Source organism: Pseudorhodoplanes sp. (assembly GCA_032027085.1).
GTDB lineage: Bacteria > Pseudomonadota > Alphaproteobacteria > Rhizobiales > Xanthobacteraceae > Pseudorhodoplanes.
The window spans coordinates 57433-81695 of record JAVSMS010000001.1; the positions used below are offsets into that span (position 1 = coordinate 57433).

General features: G+C 63.5%; 25 protein-coding genes. 10 read left to right on the forward strand and 15 right to left on the reverse strand.

What is annotated here, in order from left to right:
- Positions 1-65 precede the first annotated feature (65 nt).
- The 3 genes from RO009_00305 (at position 66) to RO009_00315 (ending at position 2126) form a co-directional block, all read left to right on the forward strand.
- Positions 66-473 (forward strand): hypothetical protein, encoded by a 408-nt coding sequence (locus RO009_00305; protein ID MDT3683470.1) that lies wholly within the window; start codon positions 66-68, stop codon positions 471-473.
- Between the two features lie 264 nt (positions 474-737).
- Positions 738-1145 (forward strand): hypothetical protein, encoded by a 408-nt coding sequence (locus RO009_00310; GenBank protein ID MDT3683471.1) that lies wholly within the window; start codon positions 738-740, stop codon positions 1143-1145.
- Between the two features lie 81 nt (positions 1146-1226).
- Positions 1227-2126 (forward strand): HNH endonuclease, encoded by a 900-nt coding sequence (locus RO009_00315; protein MDT3683472.1) that lies wholly within the window; start codon positions 1227-1229, stop codon positions 2124-2126.
- Between the two features lie 38 nt (positions 2127-2164).
- Here RO009_00315 and RO009_00320 read toward each other — a convergent pair whose 3' ends face one another.
- The 6 genes from RO009_00320 to RO009_00345 all read right to left on the reverse strand — a co-directional run bounded on the left by RO009_00320 (position 2165) and on the right by RO009_00345 (position 7999).
- Entirely contained in the window at positions 2165-2923 is a 759-nt protein-coding gene (locus RO009_00320; GenBank protein MDT3683473.1) for a phage Gp37/Gp68 family protein, read from the reverse strand.
- A 22-nt stretch (positions 2924-2945) separates the two neighbouring features.
- Positions 2946-3758: a three-Cys-motif partner protein TcmP gene (gene tcmP / locus RO009_00325; protein ID MDT3683474.1), complete on the reverse strand. Its 813-nt coding sequence runs from the start codon at positions 3756-3758 to the stop codon at positions 2946-2948.
- 152 nt (positions 3759-3910) lie between these two features.
- On the reverse strand, positions 3911-4141 hold the full coding sequence (locus RO009_00330; GenBank protein ID MDT3683475.1) for a hypothetical protein: 231 nt from the start codon (positions 4139-4141) through the stop codon (positions 3911-3913).
- 208 nt (positions 4142-4349) lie between these two features.
- Positions 4350-6716: a copper-containing nitrite reductase gene (nirK, locus tag RO009_00335; GenBank protein MDT3683476.1), complete on the reverse strand. Its 2367-nt coding sequence runs from the start codon at positions 6714-6716 to the stop codon at positions 4350-4352.
- Between the two features lie 240 nt (positions 6717-6956).
- Positions 6957-7391 carry a Rid family hydrolase gene (locus tag RO009_00340; protein MDT3683477.1) on the reverse strand — a complete coding sequence of 145 codons (435 nt, stop codon included), beginning with the start codon at positions 7389-7391 and terminating at the stop codon, positions 6957-6959.
- A gap of 233 nt (positions 7392-7624) precedes the next feature.
- Entirely contained in the window at positions 7625-7999 is a 375-nt protein-coding gene (locus RO009_00345; GenBank protein MDT3683478.1) for an aspartate 1-decarboxylase, read from the reverse strand.
- Positions 8000-8255: 256 nt separating this feature from the next.
- Between RO009_00345 and RO009_00350 the strand changes: the two genes are divergently transcribed.
- Positions 8256-9368: a Zn-dependent alcohol dehydrogenase gene (locus RO009_00350; protein MDT3683479.1), complete on the forward strand. Its 1113-nt coding sequence runs from the start codon at positions 8256-8258 to the stop codon at positions 9366-9368.
- Between the two features lie 78 nt (positions 9369-9446).
- Here RO009_00350 and rpoD read toward each other — a convergent pair whose 3' ends face one another.
- From rpoD to RO009_00375, 5 genes are all read right to left on the reverse strand, one after another.
- The gene (rpoD, locus tag RO009_00355) at positions 9447-11531 is read right to left on the reverse strand and encodes an RNA polymerase sigma factor RpoD (GenBank protein MDT3683480.1); all 2085 of its coding nucleotides are present in this window, start codon (positions 11529-11531) and stop codon (positions 9447-9449) included.
- A 524-nt stretch (positions 11532-12055) separates the two neighbouring features.
- A complete protein-coding gene (gene dnaG / locus RO009_00360; protein MDT3683481.1) occupies positions 12056-13990 on the reverse strand; it encodes a DNA primase in 1935 nt (644 codons plus the stop codon).
- A gap of 203 nt (positions 13991-14193) precedes the next feature.
- Positions 14194-14901 carry an ABC transporter ATP-binding protein gene (locus RO009_00365; protein MDT3683482.1) on the reverse strand — a complete coding sequence of 236 codons (708 nt, stop codon included), beginning with the start codon at positions 14899-14901 and terminating at the stop codon, positions 14194-14196.
- Positions 14898-16133, reverse strand: a complete 1236-nt coding sequence (locus RO009_00370) for an ABC transporter permease (protein MDT3683483.1) — start codon at positions 16131-16133, stop codon at positions 14898-14900. Before RO009_00370 ends, RO009_00365 begins: the two co-directional genes overlap by 4 nt.
- Entirely contained in the window at positions 16130-17128 is a 999-nt protein-coding gene (locus RO009_00375) for an efflux RND transporter periplasmic adaptor subunit (GenBank protein ID MDT3683484.1), read from the reverse strand. The genes RO009_00370 and RO009_00375 overlap by 4 nt, the downstream gene beginning before the upstream one ends.
- A 239-nt stretch (positions 17129-17367) precedes the next feature.
- Here RO009_00375 and ppa point away from each other — a divergent pair, with 239 nt between their 5' ends.
- Entirely contained in the window at positions 17368-17898 is a 531-nt protein-coding gene (gene ppa, locus RO009_00380) for an inorganic diphosphatase (GenBank protein MDT3683485.1), read from the forward strand.
- On the opposite strand, the gene RO009_00385 is transcribed toward ppa, so the two are convergent.
- The 3 genes from RO009_00385 to RO009_00395 all read right to left on the reverse strand — a co-directional run bounded on the left by RO009_00385 (position 17864) and on the right by RO009_00395 (position 19603).
- Positions 17864-18643 carry an isoprenylcysteine carboxylmethyltransferase family protein gene (locus RO009_00385; protein MDT3683486.1) on the reverse strand — a complete coding sequence of 260 codons (780 nt, stop codon included), beginning with the start codon at positions 18641-18643 and terminating at the stop codon, positions 17864-17866. The genes ppa and RO009_00385 overlap by 35 nt on opposite strands.
- Positions 18644-18810: 167 nt before the next feature.
- A complete protein-coding gene (locus RO009_00390) occupies positions 18811-19263 on the reverse strand; it encodes a GatB/YqeY domain-containing protein (protein MDT3683487.1) in 453 nt (150 codons plus the stop codon).
- Positions 19264-19270: 7 nt separating this feature from the next.
- Positions 19271-19603 carry a YnfA family protein gene (locus RO009_00395; protein ID MDT3683488.1) on the reverse strand — a complete coding sequence of 111 codons (333 nt, stop codon included), beginning with the start codon at positions 19601-19603 and terminating at the stop codon, positions 19271-19273.
- Positions 19604-19683: 80 nt separating this feature from the next.
- Here RO009_00395 and carA point away from each other — a divergent pair, with 80 nt between their 5' ends.
- From carA to RO009_00420, 5 genes are all read left to right on the forward strand, one after another.
- Positions 19684-20874 (forward strand): glutamine-hydrolyzing carbamoyl-phosphate synthase small subunit, encoded by a 1191-nt coding sequence (gene carA / locus RO009_00400; GenBank protein MDT3683489.1) that lies wholly within the window; start codon positions 19684-19686, stop codon positions 20872-20874.
- A gap of 138 nt (positions 20875-21012) precedes the next feature.
- The gene (locus tag RO009_00405; protein ID MDT3683490.1) at positions 21013-21537 is read left to right on the forward strand and encodes a cupin domain-containing protein; all 525 of its coding nucleotides are present in this window, start codon (positions 21013-21015) and stop codon (positions 21535-21537) included.
- A 31-nt stretch (positions 21538-21568) separates the two neighbouring features.
- Positions 21569-21838, forward strand: a complete 270-nt coding sequence (locus RO009_00410; GenBank protein MDT3683491.1) for a hypothetical protein — start codon at positions 21569-21571, stop codon at positions 21836-21838.
- A 180-nt stretch (positions 21839-22018) separates the two neighbouring features.
- Positions 22019-22702 carry a methyltransferase domain-containing protein gene (locus tag RO009_00415; protein MDT3683492.1) on the forward strand — a complete coding sequence of 228 codons (684 nt, stop codon included), beginning with the start codon at positions 22019-22021 and terminating at the stop codon, positions 22700-22702.
- Between the two features lie 27 nt (positions 22703-22729).
- Positions 22730-22870, forward strand: coding sequence for a hypothetical protein (locus tag RO009_00420; protein MDT3683493.1), 141 nt, complete (start codon positions 22730-22732; stop codon positions 22868-22870).
- On the opposite strand, the gene RO009_00425 is transcribed toward RO009_00420, so the two are convergent.
- The gene (locus RO009_00425; protein MDT3683494.1) at positions 22871-24007 is read right to left on the reverse strand and encodes a YihY/virulence factor BrkB family protein; all 1137 of its coding nucleotides are present in this window, start codon (positions 24005-24007) and stop codon (positions 22871-22873) included.
- Between the last annotated feature and the right edge of the window lie 256 nt (positions 24008-24263).

Genomic DNA, 24263 nt, shown 5'->3' on the forward strand with positions numbered 1-24263 from the left:
ATGCTTGATCGGCCCCAAGGCGGATGGGAACACGCAAGCGACCGACGGGGCACGGGGGGACACTCATGATCTACATCGCGGTGGTGACCGTAATCGGCATGCTGCTTCTTCTCGCAAGCGGCGCCATTTCGCAGGGAAGCGTCGGCGGGTCGCTGACGATCGGGTTTGCCCTGATCCTCGCCGCGCTGGCTGTCGGCATCCACGAAGCCTGGACGATGAAGCGCGGCGCGCTCGGCTGGATCGTGAACATCGTTGTCACGTTCCTCAGTGTCCTGCTGGTCGCTCCCACCGGCGGCGGGGTTCTGGCCCTGCTCCTCAGCCCCTTTGCGTCGGGGACGTCGCTGGCGGCTTCGGGCGGCGGCGTGATGTCGCTCGCGCTCATCGGCATGACGGGCATCGTGCTGGCGAGCGCATGGGGCGCGCTGTGGGTCGTGAACCGGTGGCGGGACCAGCCGGCAGCAGGCGCTGGTTAGCGCCGTAGCCCGGATGAAGTAGTAGCCCGGATGGAGCGACGCGAATCCGGGGCTGATATCGCGTATTGAACGTGGACCGGGCTACGCTTGCGTGGCTTTCGCATTGTCATGGCCGGGCTTGTCCCGGCGCCATCCACATCCTTCAAGCGCTAATCGCAAAGCAAAAAACAAGCGGAAGTTGAAGATGCATCCGTTGTGAATGCGGGGTTGTCCGCGCGCCCTCAATGTGGAAGCATATGCTACCATTTGGTGCTGGGGGTTGTCATGCGTACTAAACTGGTTTCGATCGCTGCGATAGCAGCGATCGCAGGGGGCTGTGCAAAGAGCGCTGACCAAGTCGGGGCCACCTACGTTTCTCCAATTCTTTATGAGAACTACACCTGTCCGCAACTCGCCGAGGAAGCTCAGCGCGTGAGTGTGCGGGTGTCGGAGATGACGGGCGTCCAAAATCAGAAGGCGACAAACGATGCCGTCGCAATGACCGTGGGACTTGTCATTGTCTGGCCCGCGCTCTTCTTACTGAAGGGTAACGATGAGACTACAGCAGAGCTGGCCCGCCTGAAGGGGCAGATGGATGCGATCGAACAGGCTTCGATCAAGAAGCGGTGCGGCATCCAGTTCCACCGCGCACCGCCGCCGCAAGCGCCCGCACCAGCGCCAACGACTACGTAGTTCACTCCGGTAAAACTGCCAGAAGGCGGAGCGCCCTCACCGCGGATTTATCCAGGAGACTTGGCTAGCTAAATTCAGCGCATGGGGTACGGGGTTTTCATTCACCGTTCGGATTCGATCTACGACGACAGTCCTGCCGAACGCTATCAGTTTCCCGGTCAATATCTCGGCCGCGTACAATCCTGCGTGGGCGATTGGATCATTTATTATGAGCCTCGCAAGGTCGCAGAGACCCGAGGCTATTTTGCCATCGCAAAAGTGGAGCGGATTGTTTCCGATCCAACGACGCCCGGCATGTACCTCGCCCTGATCGAGCCGGGGAGCTATCTCGATTTCGTCAACCCCGTTCCATTCAGCGACGCCTCTGGCGTGATCGAAAAGGGCGTGCTGAACGAGCAGGGCAAAATATCCGGACGTGCACAATCGGCCGTCAGACCGCTCTCGGCGGCAGATTTCCAGCGTATTGTCACGCTGGGCCTGAACGAAAGCGAACCGCTACTCCCGCGCACCGGCGAAGAAATGGCAACATCAGGATTTCACGACGAGCAAGCCCCGTTCGAGTTCGAGCAGAGTCGTGAGCGAGCGAGTTTTTCTGTATCAAGAATCGTGCGCGACCGCGTTTTTCGCCGCAACGTGTTGCGCGCCTATTCGGAGCGCTGCGCCATCAGCGGCCTCCGGCTGATCAACGGCAGAGGTCGCGCCGAAGTGGCCGCGGCCCACATCCGGCCGGTCGAAGCGAACGGGCCGGACATTGTAAATAACGGCATCGCACTTTCGGGCACGGTGCATTGGATGTTCGACCGGGGACTGCTCAGCCTGGCCGACGACCTGCGGATTCTGGTCTCACGGCAGGCCAACGATCCCGAGGGCATTCGCGCCCTGATCAACAACACCGGCTACGCGCTTCCCACGCGGCATCCCATCGAACGTCCGCATCCGCGTTTCCTGCAATGGCATCGCGAGAATTGCTTTAAACAATAGATACTACCTAGCCCGGTGGGGGTTACAGCGCTACGCACCTAAAGCGCGGCCGGGTTATCGGGATAATCGTCCCACGTGCGGCCACCCAATTGGCGGCCGGTCTTTTTCTTCCGCTTGCCGCCCCACTGCTTGAAAAAGAACTTCACATTCTGCCTTTGACAGTCATCCCGCAGTTGCTCCGCCCACCATTGTTCCATTGGCCGCGCCCGAGGGCCGCTCTCGCCGCCTACAATTACCCAATGAATGCCTGAGAGATCGGGCGCAACGATCGGTCCGAGCAAGGGCTCGAACGATATGAAGCGGATTGCCGCCCGCACATGCCGCAACATATCGATGCGATGAAGATAGTCGCGGTTCTCAACTGAGGTGCCGAGCCAGACATTCGGCAAAACTGAAAATGCCGAGTTCGACAGCACCTCCAGCATCCGCTCTGGCCGCTTGGTCAAGATCTGGAAAGTGTGTTGCCGTGCCTCCGCCATCACGTTCCAAATTCGGCGGATCATTTCCTCATCGACACCATCCTGGAACAAATCGGACATCGAGTTGACGAAAATGCGCTGCGGCTTTTTCCATCTGAGCGGCGCGTCGATTGCGCTATCGTCAACATTGATCCGCCCAGTCCAGACATGGCGCTTGCCCGACTTGCGCGTCGTGCCAACATATTTCGCCATGCCCATTGCTTGCAAGCGCGCTGCCATCCGCATCGCGTAGCAGTTGGTGCATCCGGGCGAGAGCACCTTGCATCCGCCAATCGGATTCCAGGTCGCCTCGGTCCATTCGATGTCGGATGCAGCCATACTGGTTCTCCTTGCCTATTTGTTACAAAAGCTGACCTTGGCCCGATACGTTCCGTATCTTGTCCCAAAGACTCTTTGCAAAATCGCTGCGGCTCACAAATACAAGCCAATAGAGACGTTGATTTTTCGTTGTGCCGGAAACTAGTTCGGCGTGCCGCGCCGGTGGCAAACCGAGCGCGGTCATTTTTGAAATCCAGTATTCAATGTAAGCAGCACGTATTGCCCTTTGTGACTGCTTGAGGTCCACGGCAGTCCGCCAGCCCGGCGCAAAGCGATCCAACGGACCGTTCATAGACATTGAATAGGCATCAAGATTGCGCTGCAAGTCCTGAGCACTAAGGTGGATTAGCAGGTCGATGCGCTTCAGGCCGCTGAACGCTTCAATGACGGAAAACGGCAAGTCGTCCAGATTGTATGGATCGAGAAAAACAAAGTGCAGCCCGTACCTGTTGAGCTGCGAGACGATCCGCGTGGCGGTAACCTCCGCAGGACCGGTTGCCGCGAGGGCATGGCCTCCTGCATGTGCAATACGTCTCACGCAGGCATCGCATTTTTCCTGATCAGCATCAGCAATATAGAATTGTGAGAATGGTACGCCGCCTTCGCGCCCACATTTGAACGCAACGAGTGGGCTGCCGTCGATGATTTCACCGCTTTCGCGCACGACGGCACGGCCCGTGCCACAGTAAAGGTCGATATAAGTCGCGCCCCCACTGCCCTGAACAAACTTCCGGCGTGCGGCGCGTGAGATGTCGATGTACTTGCGAAGTCGATCATGCTTGTCCTTCGCCCAAGCCCCGACCTCATCAATTGGCAAACCATCGTCCTTCAACATCACACGCCTCGGCTGAAGAAGTGTTCTTGTTTTGTTCTACCACACGATAAAGTTGAAGGCCACCATAATACAAGAGGCCGCGCCTCCAAGGACGAGTGCGGCCTCCTTGATTCGCGATGGCGCGTTCCGCGCCTCCCAATCATGAGGCTCCCTCACTCCTCCTTGTACCCATACGCCTGCGCATTGCCGGTCGCGCCGTAATACTTGAACGGCAGGAACTTGCCGGCATGCCGAGCCTGACGAGGTCGCCCTTGGGGTCCGCCTGGCGGTCGATGGTCATGTCGAAGTCGCTTCGCCGACATGATGCCGTCGCCGACTTCCTCCTCGATCAGGAGCTTCATCGCCAGGCCGTTCACCAGCACCAGCTCGTAAAAGCGGTAGATGAGCGGGTCGGTACCGGCACCGCGCCGGGGTGAGGTCTCTCCGCCTCATGGTGAGGAGCGCCGCGCGTTATCGCAAGCAGTCGTCCCCGCGAACGCGGGGACCCATAGCCACATTGCTGGCGAGGTGTTTATGGGTTCCCGCCTTCGCGGGAACGACTCGGAGATAGGTTCGCACGGACGATATTGCCCCGCTTCGTCAAGCCGCGCGTCAATGACTGACGGCGGGATCGACCTTGCCCTCGAAGATTTCGGGATTTTGCGGCCCCTCGACCTGCAGCATGCCGATGAGGCCGCGCTCGGCGCGCGACAGCGCATGGTCGACGAGGATGTAGTTGCCGGGCACGTCGAGCTTGAACTCGACGATGGCGGCGCCGCCGGCGGGCACGGTGATGGTCTGCACGCCCTGCAGCGGCGGCGAGAGCAGATCGGCGAAGCTGTAGACGCGGTCGAAGATCTCGCCGATCACATGGAAGGACGAGGTGTGGTTGGGCCCGCCGACGCCGAAGAAGATGCGCACGGTCTCGCCCACCTTCGCCTTCAGCGGATGCAGCTTGGAGATGGCGCCGACCGCGCCGTTGAAGACGAAATATTCCGGCCGCTCGTTCAGCAGCTTCTCGACGCTGAATTCCTGGCGGCCGTGCTGGCCGAAGGCGGCGTCGGTGTAGACCTCGCCCTGCATCACATAGAATTCCTTGTCCACCGGCGGCAGCCCGCCTTCCGGCTCGATCAGGATGAGGCCGTACATGCCGTTGGCGATGTGGTGGGCGACCATCGGCGTCGCGCAGTGATAGACATAAAGCCCCGGCACCAGCGCCTTGAACTTGAACGACTTGGTGTGTCCGGGATCGACCTGCGTCGCGGCGGCGCCGCCGCCCGGCCCGGTCGCGGAATGGAAATCCACCGAATGGATGAAGGCGCTGTTCTCCGCATTGGAGACGTGCACGTCGATGGTGTCGCCGACGCGGGCGCGCAGCATCGGCCCCGGCACGCGGCCGTTGAAGGTCCAGAAGCCATAGGTGGTGCCTTCGGCCAGCCGCGCCTCGGTCTCGACCGCGACGAGGTCGACGCGCACGGTCTGCGGCTCGCGCTGGCCGATCGGCGGCGGCACTTCGGTCGGCTGCTGCGAGATGTCGGCTTCCGCCATGGTCGCTTCCGCCGGACGCGGCGTGACCAGGAATTGTCCCTCCATGCCGGCCTGGCGATGACCGGCGACGCTGCAATAATAGACGAAGTCGCCGGCCTTCGCCGCGCGGAAGACCATGACGGTGCTGGTGCCGCGGCCGGCGATGCGCGGCGAGGCGGCGTTCTGCTCGGGAAACACGATGTCGTGCTCGGCGCCCTCGCCGTTGAGCAGCGTGACCTGCACGATCTGCCCCTCGGCCGCCGACAGCACCGGATTGACGACGCCGTCGATGGTGCCGCCGACGCCGATATAGACCATGCGGCCCTCGGCGATGCCCGAGCGCAGCGTCAGCCGCACATCCGGGATATAGCCGACGGAATCGAAACGCCCGGTGTCCGGCGTCTGCGCGTCGGCCGGCGGCGGAGTCGGACGCGCAGCTTCCGCCGCAGCGCGCGGCGGCTGTTGCTGTTGCGCCTGTTGTTGCTGCTGCGGCTGTTGCGCCTGCTCTGCTTGCGGCGCCGCAGGCGCTACCGCCTTGGCCGGCGCGCCGCCGCGCAATGAGGCGAGATAGGCGATGACGTTGCTGCGCTCGCTTTCCAGACGCAGACCGGGGAACGCCATCTTGTTCTTCGGAATGAATTTCTGCGGCGCCTCAAGATATTGATGCAGCGCCTGCGCATTCCAGACGACGCCGGACTCCTTCATGGCCGGCGAATAGGCAAAACCCTGCACCTGCCCGGCCGGCCGCCCGACCACGCCGGCGAGACTCGGACCGATGAGATTCTTGCCGGCTTCCACCGCGTGGCAGGCCTGGCATTTGCGAAAGGCCTGTTTGCCGGCGTCGACATCGCCCGCGACCGCGGTCGCAGCCTGCGCCTGACCGGCGGGCCTTGCCGGTGCTGCGGGCTGCGCCTGCGGCTGCGGTGACGGCCTGACGGGAGACGCGGGCGGTTGCTGCTGCTGCGTCTGCGCCTGCTGTTGCTGTTGCTGTTGCTGTTGCGACTGCGCTTGCTGCGACGGCGCTTGCGGCGCCGGCTGATGCTGCGCATGCGCGGACGGTGCGGATTTTGTCTGCGATTGAGACGCCTGCGGTTGCGGCGTCTGCTTGTCCGGAGCGGCCTGTTGTTGCTGCGGCGGCTGTTGCTGCGGCGTGGCCGGTTGCTGCTGTTGCTGCTGCGGGGCCTGTTGCTGCTGTGGTGCCTGCGCGTTTTTCTGATTGGGACCGCCGGTGGTGGCGGATGGCGGCTGTTGCTGTGCCGACTCGGCGGGCGCCTGTTGCGGATGCTGCGCGTCGGCCGCGGGCGGCGATTCCTGCCCGGCGGTCTGCTGCGGCAGATGCGCGCGATCACCGGAAAAATCGATGGAGGAAACAACAAGAAGCCCGATGACCAGCACCAGCCCGGCCAGCAGGATGAACCAGGCGCGCAATTGCTCCAGCAGTCGGGGAATCATCAAGTCTCCTCCTCGCAACACAACAGCAAGCCAGCGGCATGGTTCCCGGCAAGGCGGGCGCCGTTACGCCTTCCGATTCATCCGGGAATTCGCTCGGGCCAAATGCGGTAACGACGAAGAAAGAGGACCGCGCCGCTCCGTTCAACCGCGCAAAACGCCGCGCCCCAAGACGACCGCATTCGTCCGCGCAAGGCGAATGCCGTCAGATGCAAAGGCGGGCGGCGTCGGCGCTTGCCGACGCTAATCCAGAATCACCAGCGCATCGACCTCGAACAGCATGCCGTCCAGCGCGAGGCGCGGCACCGGCACCAGCGTCTGCGCCGGCAGCGATGCGCCGAACATCTCTTTCACCTGCGCCGTCATCACCGGCAGCATCGCCTGTTCGTAGCCGGCCACATAGGTGGTGAGCTTCGCCACCTGGCCGGGCCGGGCGCCGACCGCATCGAGCACCCGGCGCAGATTGGCATAGGCCTGCTGCACCTGATCGGCAAAGCGCGGCGACAGCCTGCCGCTCGCATCCTCGCCGCCCTGACCGGCGATCATGACAATGCGCCGGCCGCCCGACGCGACGACGGCATGGCTGTAGCCGTTCGGCGCCGGATCGTAGAGTCCTTCCGGATTGACGACGGTGAGCCTGACATTCGTCTCCTGCGCTGCAGGCGAGAGGGTGTTCATGATGAAGACTGCTCCTGCTGACATTGCCGTCCGGATCGGGACCATCGCAAACCTCTTCGTCACATCGCGTCATGCGCATGACGCTTGCAAAGCTATGACGAAGGACGCCGGCGGTTTGTGACGCGGCGGGCAAAAAAGCGCGTGTCTTGCGCGCGGCATTCAGCGCGCCGGAGCGCAGGCGCAATGTTTCGGATTGGCTGTCCTGAACGAGGGCCGCCGCCGCGGCCGGCGCCCTACTTTGCCGGCGCGAGCACCGGAGCCGGCAGGACGCGATTGTTCTCGTCGACCAGCACCACGCGCGGGGTGAAGGTCCGCGCGTCGGCCTCGCTCATCTGCGCATAGGCGACGATGATCACGAGGTCGCCGGGCATGACGAGGCGGGCCGCCGCGCCGTTGAGCCCGATCTCGCCGGAGCCTTCCGGCGCCGGGATCACATAGGTCGAGAAGCGCGCACCGTTGTTGATGTTGTAGATGTCGACGCGCTCATTGAGAAAGAAGCCGGCGGCCGCGATCAGCTCCCGGTCGATCGAGATCGAGCCTTCGTAGTGCAGGTCCGCCCCGGTGACGCGGGCGCGGTGGATCTTGCCTTTCATCAGCGTCACGAGCATGCGCCGCCACTCCGTCCTGTCGTCCCTGCGCCCGGGGCAGGGTTTAGCCGAGATTGGATTTTCCGCACAAGCCGGGCTTTCGCCCCTGTGTGACCTGGAGCAATGAGCCTTCATCGCCCTGCGGCGTGGCCCTCAGCTGCGCGGCTGTCACAGGCCCGCGCCGGTGGGGTCCGCGTTTGCGACGCGTTTGCGCACGCAACGGTGCTTTCCGTTCGCGCGCCTTGCCGCCGCAGCGGGCGCTTGCCATAAGCCCAGCATGATCACGTCCGCCGCTTTGTTCCGCGAGATCGGCGCGCCGCTGTCGGTCGAGCCGATCACGCTCGATCCGCCGCGCGCCGGCGAAGTGCTGGTGAAGGTGAAGGCGGTCGGCCTCTGCCGCACCGACCTGCATGTCATGCGCGGGGAGCGGCGCGTCGGCATGACGCCGATGGTGCTCGGGCACGAGGCGGCCGGCATTGTCGAGGCCGTGGGCGCGGCCGTGACCGGCATCGCGCCCGGCGATCACGTCGTGCTCACCTTCATCCCCGGCTGCGGGCGCTGCCGCTGGTGCGCGCAGGGCCTGCACCATCTGTGCGCGGAGGGGCCGCGCATCACGCAGGGCCCGCAGCTCGACGGCAGCTATCGCCGGCGCGACGGCGAGGGGCGCGAGACCGGCGCCTTCTGCATGATCGGCGGCTTCGCCGAGCGCACGGTGGTCGACGCCGCCTCGGTGCTGGTGATCGAGAAGGACGTGCCGCTCGATCTCGCCGCGCTGGTCGCCTGCGGCGTGCCGGCCGGGGTGGGCGCCGCGCGCCACCGCGCCAGGGTGAAAGAAGGCGACAGCGTGCTGGTGGTCGGCTGCGGCGGCGACGGCATGAATGTGGTGCAGGGCGCGCGCCTGTGCGGGGCCGCGACCATCATCGCCGCCGATCTCGTGCCCGCGAAACTCGACTGGGCGCGCGGCTTCGGCGCCACCCACACGCTCAACGCGCAGGGCGAGGCGCTGACCCGCGCGGTGCTGGAGCTGACCGGCGGCATCGGCGTCAATCACGCCTTCGTCTGCATCGATCCGCCGGCGACGCTCCTGCCCGCCTTCCGCGCCACGCAGAAGGCCGGCAATGTGGTGGTCACCGCGATCACGCCCGACACGGTGACCCATATCGACATTCCGCCGCTGGAATTGTTCGCGACGCAGAAGGCGGTGATGGGCGCGGTCTATGGCTTCCAGAGCCCGCGGCTGCAGGTGCCCGAATTGCTGCGGCTCTACCGCACCGGGGCGCTGAAGCTGCGTGAATTGATCACCCGCACCTATGCGCTCGACGACATCAACCGCGGCTATGCCGATCTCGACGCCGGGAGGAATTTGCGCGGCGTGGTGGTGTTCGACTAAGAAACACAAACGCCGCGCTCATGTCTGAGCGCGGCGCGTATGGTCCCCGCTTGCGCGGGGACGACCGATGGATAGAGGTCAGTTGTCGAGGAACGAGCGCAGCTTGCGCGACCTTGACGGATGCTTCAGTTTCCGCAGCGCCTTCGCCTCGATCTGGCGGATGCGTTCGCGCGTCACCGAGAATTGCTGGCCGACTTCCTCGAGCGTATGGTCGGTGTTCATGCCGATGCCGAAGCGCATGCGCAAGACGCGCTCCTCGCGCGGGGTGAGCGAAGCGAGGACGCGGGTCGTGGTCTCGCGCAGGTTCGACTGGATCGCGGCGTCGATCGGCAGCACCGCGTTCTTGTCCTCGATGAAATCGCCGAGGTGCGAATCTTCCTCATCGCCGATCGGCGTCTCGAGCGAGAGCGGCTCCTTGGCGATTTTCAGAACCTTGCGCACCTTCTCCAGCGGCATGCCGAGCTTTTCGGCAAGCTCTTCCGGCGTCGGCTCGCGGCCGATCTCGTTCAGCATCTGGCGGCTGGTGCGCACGATCTTGTTGATCGTCTCGATCATGTGCACCGGAATGCGGATGGTGCGCGCCTGGTCGGCGATCGAACGGGTGATCGCCTGGCGGATCCACCACGTGGCGTAGGTCGAGAACTTGTAGCCGCGGCGATATTCGAATTTGTCGACCGCCTTCATCAGGCCGATATTGCCTTCCTGGATCAGGTCGAGGAATTGCAGGCCGCGATTGGTGTATTTCTTGGCGATGGAGATGACGAGGCGCAGGTTCGCCTCCACCATTTCCTTCTTCGCCTGGCGCGCCTCGCGCTCGCCCTTCTGCACCGAATGCACGATCTTGCGGAATTCGCCGATCTCGAGCCCGGTCTCGGCGGCGAGCGTGTGGATCTCGCCGCGGATTGCCTTCACCTTCTCCTTGTCCTTGGCGATGAGATTTTTCCATCCCTTCGCCGAGAGCTTGGAGACGCGGTTGAGCCAGCGCGGATCGAGCTCGGAGCCGAAATAATTCTTCAGAAATTCGTCGCGCGCGACGCCGTGGCTTTCCGACAGGCGCAGCAGGCGGCCTTCATAGCCGACCAGACGCTTGTTGATGTCGTAGAGCTGCTCGACAAGCGCATCGATGCGCTGCTGGTTCAGCCGCAGCGACTTCACCGCGACGATGATCTCTTCCTTGATCTTCTTGTATTTGCGCTCCTGCGCCGGCGAGAGCGACTCGTTCTTCAGACGGAACTCGATGTCCTGGTCCTGCAGACGGCGCAGCCGCTTGTATTCGTTGGCGATGGTGTCGAAGGTCTCGAGCACTTTCGGCTTCAGCTCGGCCTCGATCGCGGCGAGTGAGAGCGAATTCTCGAACTCGTCGTCTTCCATGTCGGCTTCTGCCGCGGCCTCGGCCGGATCCTTCTCCTCGGCATCGTCGGCGGCAGGTCCCGGCTTGAAAGCCTGCGGCTGCGCCGGCGCAGTCGGCGGCGAGGCAACCGCACCGTCGCCGCCATTGGGCTGCGGCAGCGGCTGCCCGTCGGGACCAACGGGCGCCGGGAGCTTGGCGTCGGGGCCGGCATAGGTCGCTTCCAGATCGATGATGTCGCGCAGGAAGACTTTTCCTTCGTTCAGCTCGTCGCGCCAGATGATGATGGCCTGGAAGGTGAGCGGGCTTTCGCAGAGACCGGCGATCATCGCCTCGCGGCCGGCCTCGATGCGCTTGGCAATGGCGATCTCGCCTTCGCGCGACAAGAGCTCGACCGAACCCATTTCGCGCAGATACATGCGAACGGGATCGTCGGTGCGCTCGGACGGCTCTTTCTTCTCGGTGGTCGCCAGCGGCTTGGCGGTGACTTCCACCAGCTCGCCGCCCTCGTCGTCGTCGTCCTCTTCCTTCTCGCCATCCTCGTCGTTGGCGTCGTCCTGCTCGACGACGTTGATGCCCATTTCCGAGAGCATCGAGAGCGTGTCTTCAATCTGCTCGGAGGTGACTTCCTCCGAAGGCATGACCTGGTTGAGCTGTTCGTAGGTGATGTAGCCGCGCTTCTTCGCCTGCTTGATCATCTTTTTGACGGCGGCATCGGAAAGATCGAGCAGCGGCAATGGCGTATCGGGGGTCGCCTCGGCGTCCTTCTCCGTTCCCTCCTCCTTGCCCTGACCGGCCTTGGCCTTGAGCGGAATGGCGGCGCGTTCGGCGTCTGCTTTGGCGGCGTTTTTCACGGTGCTCTTCATGTCCTTCTGGGCGTTTTTGACAGTGTTCTTGGCCGGAGCTTTGGCAGCAGGCTTGGCGGCAAAAGGCTTGGCAGCGGACGACTTGGCAGTGGAAGACTTGGATGGAGCGGACCGCGGCAAGGTCTTGGACCGCGCCTTGTCCTTGGCCGATGCCTTGGCCGGGCTCTTGCTCTGTAGCTTGGCAGCACTTTTGGCCGCCGGTTTGGCGGACTTGCCGCTTGTGCCCGACGTTGCGCCTTTGGCCTTCAGCTTGGCTGCGCTCTTGCTTGGCATAGAAGTCTCTCTCCCGCGACGGGACCCCCGCCGCAACAACCATCCCCTACCCTATGCAGAGGGAAGATGGCCCGAGGCTGAACCGCAGCCAGATTGGCGGTGGCCCGCCGACTCAAGATACCCGTTGTGACCGGAGCCTATTAAGCCCCGATTAACCCTGTCCTGTCCGGAAAAAGGGCCGAAATTCCCGAAAAAACGCATCAAACGCCCCGAAATGACAATCGCCCGGAGGAGGCGCCAAAGCCCTCGATCAGCGCCTCGGTTCCCTCGAGGGCTGCGAGTCTGCTCTGTACGTCCCGGAGCCACGCCAAATTCGCCTCGCTGGGTTCCTCCCCCAGCGCGCGTTCCGCGTCTTTGAGCTCCCTATTTAGCGTGCGCTTCTTGCGATGCAAGGTAACAACGTGGTCCCACCATTGGGCGACGTCGACCTCGGCGGCGCCCTCCTGGGCCGGCCAGTCCGAGGCATGGGTGATGGCGGCCTGGACCCGCACCAACAGGGGCTGAAGGCCACGCCGCCTCAGCGCTTCCTGCAACTGCTCCGCATCCGGATGCGTCTCGTGCGATCCGGCCTCCAAGACAGCCTTCCGGAGCTGATCGGCGTCCGGATGCAGGAATTCGAGTTCGGCAAATTCCTCGGCATGGGTTTCCAGGAGCCAGGGATGGCGGATCACCGCCAGCAAGATCAGCGCCTCGCGTGGCGGGATGGCGCTCTTGAAGCCTCGCACCATCGGGCTCTGGCCCAGCCGCGGCGACGGCGTCGCGAGCGGGTCGCGATGGCGCATGCCGCGCTTCCAGTCCCCGACCGGACCGCGCCGCGCCGGGCCGCCAAAGCCGCCTGCATTACGGTCGCGCGAGAACGGCCTCACCGGCGAAAACAGGGAGCGGACCCGCTGGTCCATGTCCTGCTTGTAGTAGCGCCGCACGGTTTCATTGCCAACCGCCGCGACCACATCGTTCATGCGCGCTTCCAAAGCGGCACGGCGCTCCGGCGTGTCGAAACTCGCGCTCTCTGTCTCGCGCATCCACAGCATGTCGGCGAGCGGACGCGCACTCGCCAACACTTCCGCAATCGCATCGCGCCCGCCCGAACGTGCGAGATCGTCGGGGTCCTGCCCTTCCGGCAGCAGGGCGAATTTCAGGCTCTTGCCGGGAAGAAGTTTCGGCAAAGCAAGATCGAGCGCGCGATAGGCTGCTCTACGTCCGGCCTTGTCGCCGTCGAAGCAGAGGGTCGGCTCGTCCGCCATCTTCCAGAGAAAGCCGAGTTGCTCCTCGGTGAGCGCGGTGCCGAGCGGCGCGACCGTCGCCGGAAAGCCCGCCGTCACCATCGCGATCACGTCGATATAGCCTTCGACCGCGATGATCTGCGCGTCTGCATGCGATGCCTGCCGCGCGGCAGCGCCGTTATAAAGGATCGCCCCCTTGTGAAAGAGCGGGGTCTCCGGCGAGTTCAGATATTTTGCCGGCACATCTTTCTCGAGCGCGCGTCCGCCGAAGGCGATGACGCGGCCGCGCCAGTCGGTGATCGGGAACATCACGCGGTCGCGGAAGCGATCATACGGCACCGGAATGTCATCGCCCGCGATCAGGAGGCCTGTCTCGATCATGTCCTCGACAGGTACGCCCTGCGCGCCGAGATGTTCCTTCAGCGCGAAGCGTTCGTTCGGCGCATAGCCGATGCGGAATTTCACTTGCGTCGCCGGCGCGATGCCGCGATCGGCGAGATAGCCGCGCGCCTTCGCGCCCGCGCGGGACTGCAGCGTGCTCTCGAAAAACTTCGCCGCGAGTTCGACCACGTCATGCAGGGTCTTGCGGCGTTCGTCGCGCTGCACCTCCTCGCGCGAGACTTTTGGCAATGGCAGGCCGGCAAGGCCGGCAAGGCGCTCCACCGCCTCCGGAAAAGTGACGCCTTCGGTGAGCATCACAAAATCGAAAATGCTGCCATTCTTGCCGGAAGAGAAATCAAACCACGCCTGTTTCTGGTCATTGACGAAGAACGAGGGCGTCTTCTCCTTGTTGAAGGGCGAAAGGCCGGAAAATTCGCGGCCGCTTTTCTTCAGCTTCACACGCCGCCCCACCACCTCCGAGACCGGGAGGCGGGAACGCAGTTCGTCAAGAAACTGGGGCGGAAAGCGCATGTTTGGGTTTTCGGCCGGGTGCGAATCGGGGCCATAGCACAATCATAGCCGCCGATGATGGCGGGTTGCGCGGGCGGCAAAAAAAGGCTTGCGAGACAAGGGTTTTGCCCGGTTTCCCGGTTTTCCACAGGGTGCAACGGCTGCGGCTTTACCTCCCGGAAGGCAACGAACGACCGCTCACGTCAAGGCGGACACTGGACGCCTCACCCCATCGACGCCGCGACCTGCTGATCCTGCACGATCCCGCCATCCACCAGATTTACACGGCGGTCCATGCGCGCGGCCAGTTCGAGATCATGCGTCACCGCGACCACGGTCTTGCCGCGCTGGTCGACGAGGTCGCGCAAAATCTGGAAGACCTGTTCGCTGGAGACGGAATCAAGCGAACCGGTCGGCTCGTCCGCCAGCACCACCGGCGGATCGTTGGCGAGCGCGCGCGCCACCGCCACGCGCTGGCGCTGGCCGCCCGACATCTGGTCGGGCCGCTTGTGCATGTGATCGGCCAGCCCGAACGAGGCGAGCAGATCGGCCGCGCGATCTTCCATCTGTCTGGGCGTGAGGCTGCGCAGCGCGCGCATCGGCAGCATGACGTTTCCGAGCGCGGAGAATTCCGGCAGCAAAAAGTGAAACTGGAACACGAAGCCAAGCTCGGCGAGTCGTGTGCGGGCGCGCTCGCTTTCCGCCATGCTGACCGTGGCCTGTCCGCGGATCAGCACTTCGCCGGATGTCGGCATGTCGAGCAAGCCGAGCAGATAGAGAAGCGACGACTTGCCGGAGCCCGACGGACCGGTGATGGCGACGAATTCCTTCTCCCGCACCACGAGGTCGATGTCATGCACCAGGGTCACCGGCACGATGCCCGGCAGGATGCGGGTGACGTCGCGCGCCTCGATCAGGACGTCGCTACTCATGTCGCTCCCCGGATGATGTCGACGGGGTGAACGCGCGCCGCCTTGCGTGCCGGCGAATAGCCGGCGGCGAAGGAGGACACCAATGCCACGCCGCCCGCGATCAGATAATGCAGCGGTTCATAGACCAGCGGCAGGCGGTTGGCGTCCATGAACGGGCTCCTGATCTCGATCGACCCGAGCGCCTGGCAGAGCAGAAAGCCAAGCACGAATCCGGCCAGCGCGCCGGCCAGCCCGATGATCAGCGCCTCGATCACGAAGATCGTGCGCACGGTACGCTCGCTCAGGCCGAGCGATTTCATGATGGCGATGTCGCGCGCCTTCTCGTGAGTGATGGTGGAAATGATGTTGTAGGTGCCGAAACTCGCCACCAGGAGAATGGCGCCGACCACCGTGTACATGATGATGTTGCGGATCACGAAGCCGGACAGCAGATCCTCGTGCGCCTCCTGCCAGGACACCGATTTGTAGCCGCTCTGCCGCTCGATGCGTTGCGCCACCTCGCCCGCCGCCATCGGATCGGTCACTCGGATGCGCAATTCGTTGATCAGCCCGGTCTGATTGGACAGAATTTGCGCGGTTTTCAGCAACACATAGGCGTTCGACTCGTCGACCTGACGGACGCCGGAATGGAAGAGGCCCACCACATGCGCGCCGAGATTGACGCCCTCACTGGTCTGAATGGTGATGTTGGCGCCGATCCGCGCGCCAAGCTTCTCAGCCAGACGGTCGCCGAGAATGATTGCGTTGTTCGCGGTGTAGAGCGAGGCAATGGTGGCATTGCGCATATGCTTCGGGAGAGCGGAGACGCGCGGCTCGCGCTGCGGGTCAATGCCGGTGATGCTCACCGCGACATCGCGGTTGGCATAGCGCACGATCCCTTGCGTCCTGACCGAGGGTGCTACCGCGCCCGGCATCCAGCCTTCCAGATTGGCCATGATGGCCAGCGGATTCTTGATGCCCTTGCGGCGCTCCTCCGGCCGCAATCCGTGAAACTCGGCCGCTTCAAACAAGGCGCCCGCCGGCTGCGGCGGCGGGTTACGCCGCTCGTCCGAGACTGCGATATGCGGAAGCGCGTCGATGAGCTGGCGCATGAAGTCGTTCTGCGAACCGACCATCAGCGAGGCCATCATGATCGAGAAGCCGACGCCTGTCGCGACGCCGGCCACCGCCACAAGCGTCTGCCGCGCCCGCGAGCGCACATGCGTGAAGGCGATGTCGAGGATCAGGTTCATTGCGACACCGGACGCACGCGTCCGCCGTCGGTCACCGCGGCGCTGACCGGAGAGATCACGCGATCCTTTTCGGTGAGGCCGTCGAGAATTTCCACAGCGCGCGTGCCGCGAATTCCGATCTTCACCTCGCGCCGGCGCGCGACATGGCCGTTCACGACGAAAACATGCGAGCCCTGCAGCGCATCGGCGGGAATCAGCAGCGCGTTCTCTTTCTCGCGGGTGATAACGTTGGCTTCCACGCTCATGCCGATGCGCAATGGCGTGTCATCGGGCAGGTTAATCTTGATGCGATAGGTCTTGGCAACCGGATCGCCCATCGGCGTGATCTCGCGCACCTTGCCTTCGATGCGCCGGCCGGGAAAAGCGTCAGTGCGGAACAGCACGAGCTGACCGACCGCGACGCGCGGAATATCCTCTTCGTTCACCTCGGCTTCCACCTCGAGCGGCTTGGGCACGCCGACGCGAAACAGGATTGTGCCCGCTTCGACGATCTCGCCCACGCGGCCGTCCTTGCGCAGTACTTCGCCATCGATCGGCGAGACGATGGTGTATTGATCGACACGTTCGCGCAGGACGGTGAGCAAGCCCTGCACCTGGCGCAGTTCCGTCAGCACCTTTTCGTGCGCCTGCGTCGTGGTGGCGCCGCGTGCGATCAGTTCGGTGGTGCGCGAAACCTCGGCTTTGGCAAATTCCTCGCGCGCTTTCAACTCATGCAATTGCGCGCGAATCTCCTTGTCGTCGAGGCGCGCGAGCACCTCGCCACGCTTCACGTGGCGCCCCTCGCAATCGCAAATCTCGATGATGCGCTGACGGATCAGGCTTGTGACCTTGGCCCAGCGAACCGGCTGCACCGCGCCGGTGGCATAGACGATCTCGGCCGCGGTGCCGCGTGCCGGCGCAATCGCGGAAACCTCAGGGCCACGCTTCAGCCACCACCACGACCCTGCCACGATCGCCAGAGCGATGAGGGCGGTGAGAATATGACTCGCGCGCACGTTTCAGCTCCGTAACAATCCAGAACGAGGCGGCTTCCCGCCACAAGAATGCATCAGGAGGCCCCCGGTACCTGCTCGCATGCGTTCTTATCGTCCTTTTGCGGCGTGCGGTATTGATCTTGCGCAAGCGGCGAATTTGCGGCGAATTTACAAGTCACGATCGGCGATACCGGGAGCTTTGCCGCAGGCACATATTAAAGACGGCATAAAGGGCAGCGAGTCATCATCGAGAGGTCATCATGGATATTCGCCAGATTCCGGTCGGGAAAAACCCGCCGAAAGACGTCAACGCGGTGATCGAGATTCCGCTCGGCGGCGTGCCGGTGAAATACGAGATCGACAAGGATTCAGGCGCGCTGTTCGTCGACCGCTTCCTGCACACCGCGATGTTCTATCCCGGCAATTACGGTTTCATCCCGCACACGCTCTCCGCCGACGGCGATCCCTGCGACATCCTGGTGGTGAGCCAGGTGCCGGTGGTGCCGGGCGCGGTGATCCGCTGCCGGCCGGTCGGCGCGCTGGTGATGGAAGACGAAGCGGGGGGCGACGAGAAAATCCTCGCCGTGCCGGTCGACGACCTGCACCCCTTCTACAAAGGGGTGCAGAGCTATCGTGATTTGCCGCCGATCATGTGCGAGCAGATGGCGCACTTTTTCCAGCACTACAAGGACCTGGAAAAAGGCAAGTGGGTGACCATCGTGCGCTGGCTCGACGCCGAGGGCGCCGAGAAGCTGATCATGGACGCGATCGCGCGGGCCGGTCGCGCGTAAGCGGGTCGTGCCCCGGCGCCTTGCGCCAGAGCGGCACCAGCATCCATACGCGGTCCCGATAGCGGCGGTAGTCATCGCCGAACGTTGCCGTCAGGTCGCGTTCCTCGAGCATGATGCCGATAAGGATGTAGGCCGTCGTGACCGTGGCGAACAGCAGATGCCCCTGCGTCATCACCGGTGTCGCCCAGAAGGCGATGATGAATCCGAGGTAGATCGGGTGCCGCACCAGCTTGTAGAAGCCGGGCGTCTTGAACTGCGCCGCCGGCATGCGCTTGCCGGCAAGATGCGTCATCACCTGATGCAGCCCGAACAGTTCGAAATGGTTGATCATGAAGGTCGAGAGCAGCACGATCATCCAGCCGAGCAACGACAGGCCGACAAGCGCCGTCGCAACGGCCGGGTTATTTGCCTGCCAGACGACGTCAGGCATCGACCGCCATTGCCAGAACAGCAATGCCAGTGCGAGGCTTGCCAGCAGCACATAGGTCGGCCGCTCGATCGGCTTCGGCACGAATCGGGTCCACCAACGCTTGAACGGCTTGCGCGCCATCACGCTGTGCTGGAGCGCGAAGATCGACAGCAGCACCAGATTGACGACGAGCGCTTCCAGGAGAGGCACGACCGGCCCATCATCGATCGCCTTTGGCACCGCAATGCCGGTCACAAAGCCGATGGCATAGACGAAGCTGGCGAGAAAGATCGTGTAGGCGACGACACCGTAGAGAAAGGCTGCAACTTTTCCCATCGTCCTCTCCTGTTCTTATGCGCGCGGACGCCAGCGAATGCTGGCCGCACGTTTTAGAAGATTGCGATGTCCGTCCAATCCGGTCTGTGAGGCCGGTCACAGTTGGCGATCACCTATAGGTGATTGTTCGGCCTGCGCGAAATTCGGGTTGCCGGTCTGACGCGAGGTCACCCGCCGAGTTTGCCTTTCACGATCCCGCTCGCCTTGCCGAAATCCATCTGGCCGGCATATTTGCCGCGCAGGGCGCCGATCACCTTGCCCATATCCTTCATGCCGGCGGCGCCGGTTTCCTTGATCGCGTCGTCGATGGCCTTGGCCATTTCGGCGTCGGACATCTGCTTAGGCAGATAGGACTGGATGATCGCGATCTCCTCGGCCTCCTGCTGCGCGAGCTCGGGACGGCCGCCCTTCTCATAAAGCTCCTTCGATTCCTGGCGCTGCTTGATCATCTTCTGCAGCACTGAAAGAAGGTCGGCGTCGGACAAGGTCTTGCCGGAACCGCGCGCTTCGATATCGGCATTCTTGAAGGTGGAGTTGACGAGGCGGAGCGTTGAAATCTTGCGCTCCTCCTTCGCCTTCATCGCCTCTTTCAGGGCGTTGTTGATGTCGTCGCGCAGCACGGTGACCTCATAATGTTTGTGTGCGAGGGCCGAACAGAATGACCGCGGCCCCGATCAAGCAAATGGCAGCGCCGATGGCGTCCCAGCGGTCGGGCCGCGTGCCCTCCACCGCCCAGAGCCAGCCGAGCGAAGCGGCGATATAGACGCCGCCATAGGCCGCATAGGCGCGGCCGGCGACGTCTGTTTCCACCAATGTCAGTAAATAGGCGAATAACGCCAGAAATCCGAGCCCTGGAATGAGCCACCATGCCGGCTTGTCCAGCCGCAGCCAGGCCCAGAACGCGAAACAGCCGGCAATTTCCGCCAAAGCGGCCGCAATATATGCCGCGATCGACTGCAAATCCGGCCTCCGCCGCGCTCCAAGAAAAATCCGGCAAAGCACTTTGACGCTCGCCGGACTCGACGTTATCTAGGCCCCTTATGAGCCCCAAACAAGACGATTCAGCCTGGTCCGAGCCCAAGGCCACGGCGCTGCTCGTGCTGGCCGACGGCACCATCCTGGAAGGCTTCGGCTTCGGTGCCACCGGCTCCGCGGTGGGCGAAGTCTGCTTCAACACGGCGATGACGGGTTATGAGGAAATCCTCACCGACCCCTCCTATGCCGGTCAGATCATCACCTTCACCTTCCCGCATATCGGCAATGTCGGCACGAATGAAGACGATATCGAGACGGTGAACATGGCGGCGACGCCGGGCGCGCGCGGCGTCATCCTCAACGCGCAGATCACCGACCCGTCGAACTACCGCGCCACGCGCCATCTCGACCAATGGCTGAAGGCGCGCGGCATTGTCGGGCTGTGCGGCCTCGATACCCGCGCGCTGACCGCGCTCATTCGCGAAAAGGGCATGCCCAACGCGGTGATCGCGCATGAGCCGTCCGGCAAGTTCGACATCGAAACGCTCAAGACAGAAGCGCGCGAATGGCCGGGCCTTGTCGGCATGGACCTCGTGCCGATGGTGACGACCGGCCAGCGCTTCACCTGGGACGAAAAGCCCTGGGACATGACCAATGGCTACACGCGGCAGGACAAGACCGAATTCCACGTGGTCGCGGTCGATTACGGCGTGAAACGCAACATCCTGCGCCTGCTTGCCGATGTCGGCTGCAAAGTCACCGTCGTGCCGGCGCAGACCTCCGCCGAAGACATCATGGCGCTGAAGCCGGACGGCGTCTTCCTCTCCAACGGTCCCGGCGATCCGGCGGAGACGGGAAAATACGCGGTGCCCGTCATCCGCGACGTCATCGACAGGAATGTGCCGACCTTCGGCATCTGTCTCGGCCACCAGATGCTCGGCATCGCGCTCGGTGGCACGACGATGAAGATGCATCAGGGCCATCACGGCGCCAACCACCCGGTGAAGGATCTCACCACCGGCAAGGTGGAGATCACCTCGATGAATCACGGCTTCGCGGTGGATAAGGATTCACTGCCGAAGAATGTCGAGCAGACGCATGTGTCGCTGTTCGACGGCTCCAATGCCGGCATCGCGCTCAAGGACAAGCCGGTCTTCTCCGTGCAATATCACCCGGAAGCCTCGCCCGGCCCGCGCGATTCACATTATCTCTTCCGCCGCTTCGCCGATTTGATGCGCGAGCACAAGCGGGCATGATGCGTCACCTCCCCTGGGGAGAGGTGACGGCCGAAGCCACGGTCATTCCGCGCGGAACCTGTGCAATCGACGGCATTTGATAAAGATGATGTTAAATGCCTTCGGGTAATGCCGGTGCTGAGTGAGGCCTGTTTGCGAATGTCTGCCCGTCAATCCAAGCCGCTGACCTTCCTGTTTCAGGACGACGGCGTGATCCCCAACAACCCGACGCTTCCGCTCGTGGTATTTCCGGCGGCGATCAACCTCTCCGGCACCGCCTATCCGGAAGAGACGGTCGAGCAGATGTTCACAGGCAACGCCTGGGGCGATAGCTGGCGCAACGGCATTTATCCCTACGTCCACTATCATTCGCAGATCCATGAAGGGCTCGCCATCGCGCGCGGGCGCGCCAAGGTGCGCTTCGGCGGCGACAATGGCGAGGAGCTTGATCTCGGGCCGGGCGATGTCGCGATCCTGCCCGCCGGCACCGGGCACCAATGCTTGTGGAATTCGCCCGACCTCGTCGTAATTGGCGCCTATCCAAAAGGTGGCAGGTTCGATCTCTGCCGCGGCAGCAAGGCCGAACGCGAAAAGGCGCTGGGCGTCATACCGACGGTTCCGCTGCCGGAAACCGATCCCGTCTACGGCAAGGACGGGCCGCTGTTGAGATTGTGGCGCGATTGACCCGTGAAGGCACCGGACACGGAGGCCTGCGATGGACGACGACCTGCACGGCATGAGCCGGGACCAGCTCATTGCCGAGGTGAAACGTCTGCGCGCCGGCATCCGCGCGCATCGCGACTCGAGCGGACACGATCTGTGCTGGCATCATCCGCAGCTCTGGGGATTGCTGCCGGAGCGTATCGACCCGGACGTCGCCGTGCCGCCCTGGCCGAAATTCCTGCGCGGCTGCCTCAAATACCGCGAGGCGCTGGAGCGGGAATTGCCACAGGCGCGCATTATGGACGAAGAATACAAGGATTAGGCGTTGGCTGCCGCTCAACAAACAAGTCGTCAAGCCCCGCGCCCGATCTCGGGTTACCGGAGATCGGATTTACAGTTACACACGTCGGCTCGAGCCAACTTGTGATGGGGCATCCAGCAAACGCTGAGCAGAGTGTGCTTGCTGGGTCGCCCGGGCGATGACAACGGAAGGGCCGTGGCTATGGCCGACTGGATTTCCTTCTTCGATTCCGAGCATTCCATCTACGTGAATGCGCGGCACAAGCAGGTGCATGCGCGCATCACCGGCGACGGCATGCTTGCCTATATCAGCAAAGGCGACGCCGTGCTCGACTATGGCTGCGGCGAAGCTGCCTATGCCGAACGCCTCGGCGGCAGCGCCGGTGCGCTGATGCTGTGCGAAGCGGCGCCGAACTTGCGCGAACGCCTTGGCCTGCGCGTTGCGCACAACAAGAAGATTTCCGTGCTGACACCCGAACAGGCCGCGGCTCTGCCGGATTTGTCGCTCGACGTCGTGATCCTGCATTCGGTGTCACAATATCTCTCGCCCTCCCTGGCCGACGAGCTATTCCTGCTGTTTCGCCGCCTGCTGCGTCCGGGCGGGCGGTTGATCGTCGGCGATGTCGTGCAGCCCGATACGCCGGCCTGGAAGGATGCGCTGGCGTTGCTGCGCTTTGGCGCGCGCGAGGGCTTCTTCACCGCGGCGGTGATCGGCTTGTTCAAGACCGCGCTCTCCGACTATTCGAAGCTGCGCAAGGATGCCGGCCTTACCCGCTATGCGGAAGCGGACATGCTGGCCAAGCTGAAAGCCGCCGGATTTTCCGCGACCCGCGCCAAGGTGAATATCGGGCACCTGCAAACCCGCATGACCTTTGTGGCCCAATGAACCCCGTGCGCGCCGGGCGCCCGCCGCGTGCAGGATCTGCTCGACCCGGGATTCGAAATCGTCGCGATCGATGTCAGCACCCGCACCGCGGCCGTATTCCGCCTGAGCGCCGACGATGACCTGGCGCGGCTGACCGGTCGCCGCTTTGGTGATCTCGCCAAGCGATAACTATCGCTGCGCCTTCCCGACCGTGTCCGCCATCGCAGCGCCGCGCCGGCCGAGCGGCTTGTCGCCGCCGACGGTCGAGTCCCGCGCCGTCTGGTGTTCGATCTCCGAATTCAACTCGGCGCCAAGCAGGATCGAAATCGTCGACAGCCACAGCCACATCATCAAGCCAATGCCGGCGCCGAGCGAGCCATAGGTCGCGTTGTAGTCGGCGAAGTTCGACAAATACCATGAGAACAGCAGCGAGCCGGTGAGCCACAACAGCGTCGCGAGTACGGCACCGATGCTGAGCCATTGCCAGCGCGCTTCACGGCGGCTTGGTCCGAAGCGATAGAGAATTGCGAGACCGAACATCACCACAAACAGCAGGGCCGGCCACCGCAGCACCGCGATGGTCCATTCCACCGCGCCGCCCAGCCCCAACCAGTTGAGCATCAGCGGGAAAACAATGACCGAGCCGATCGCGATCAGCAGAGACGCAAGCGCGCCGAGCGTGAGCGCCAGCGACATCAGGTTGAGCTTGATGAAGCTGCGCTTCTCCTCTTCGTCGTAGATGACGTTGAGCGCGTCCATGATCGCCTTCATGCCGGCATTGGCGCTCCAGATCGCCAGCCCCAGTCCGAAGATGAATCCGAGGCTCAAACCGCCCCCGCCTTGCGCGGCGATGCGATTGATCTGTTCCTCCACGATCCCGAACGCGCCTTCCGGCATCAGCGCCGCCGCGAATGTCAGATGACGGCCGACGGTTGCAGCATCGGCGAACAGACCATAAGACGACACCAGAGCGGTCACCGCCGGAAAGATCGCGAGCAGGCCGTAGAAGACGACGCCCGCTGCAACTGCAAGCAGCCGGTCATTGCCGAACTCCTCATAGGTGCGCCAGAAGATGTCCTTCCAGCCGCGCCAGGGAATGGCCCAGGGCGAGCGGGCGAAGCGACCACGTCCCGGCTGGCGCGCCCGCCTTGCCTGCACATGCCGCGGCGCGTCGCGGGACGAAGCCCCTCCAAACGGGCCTGCGTCGCGCGCCTCCCCCGGACTTCGTCGCGGCTGACGTTCCAGCAAGAGGGCGAGGCCGGTCACGCCGGCCAGCGCCGCGGCCGACAGCCAGAGTGGTATTTTTGAGGGCTTCTTTCGGGGCATGGAGCGGGTTCGGTCCCGCAACCAACGCATATTCCACGCGAAAGTTGCGAATACCACGGCCGCTCACCCTTCCCACCCCTCCGATTCTGGTCTAAAGACGCCCCGCGCGGGGAAAACCCGCCGCCGGGGTCCAAGGACGCGCGCAACGCGCGCCCTTTTTTTATGCGCGGTGGTGCTCTGTCCCGTCATTCCGGGACGCGAGCGCAGCGCGAACCTGGAATCCAGACGCCAAGTGCGTGCTTGCATCTGGGTTCCG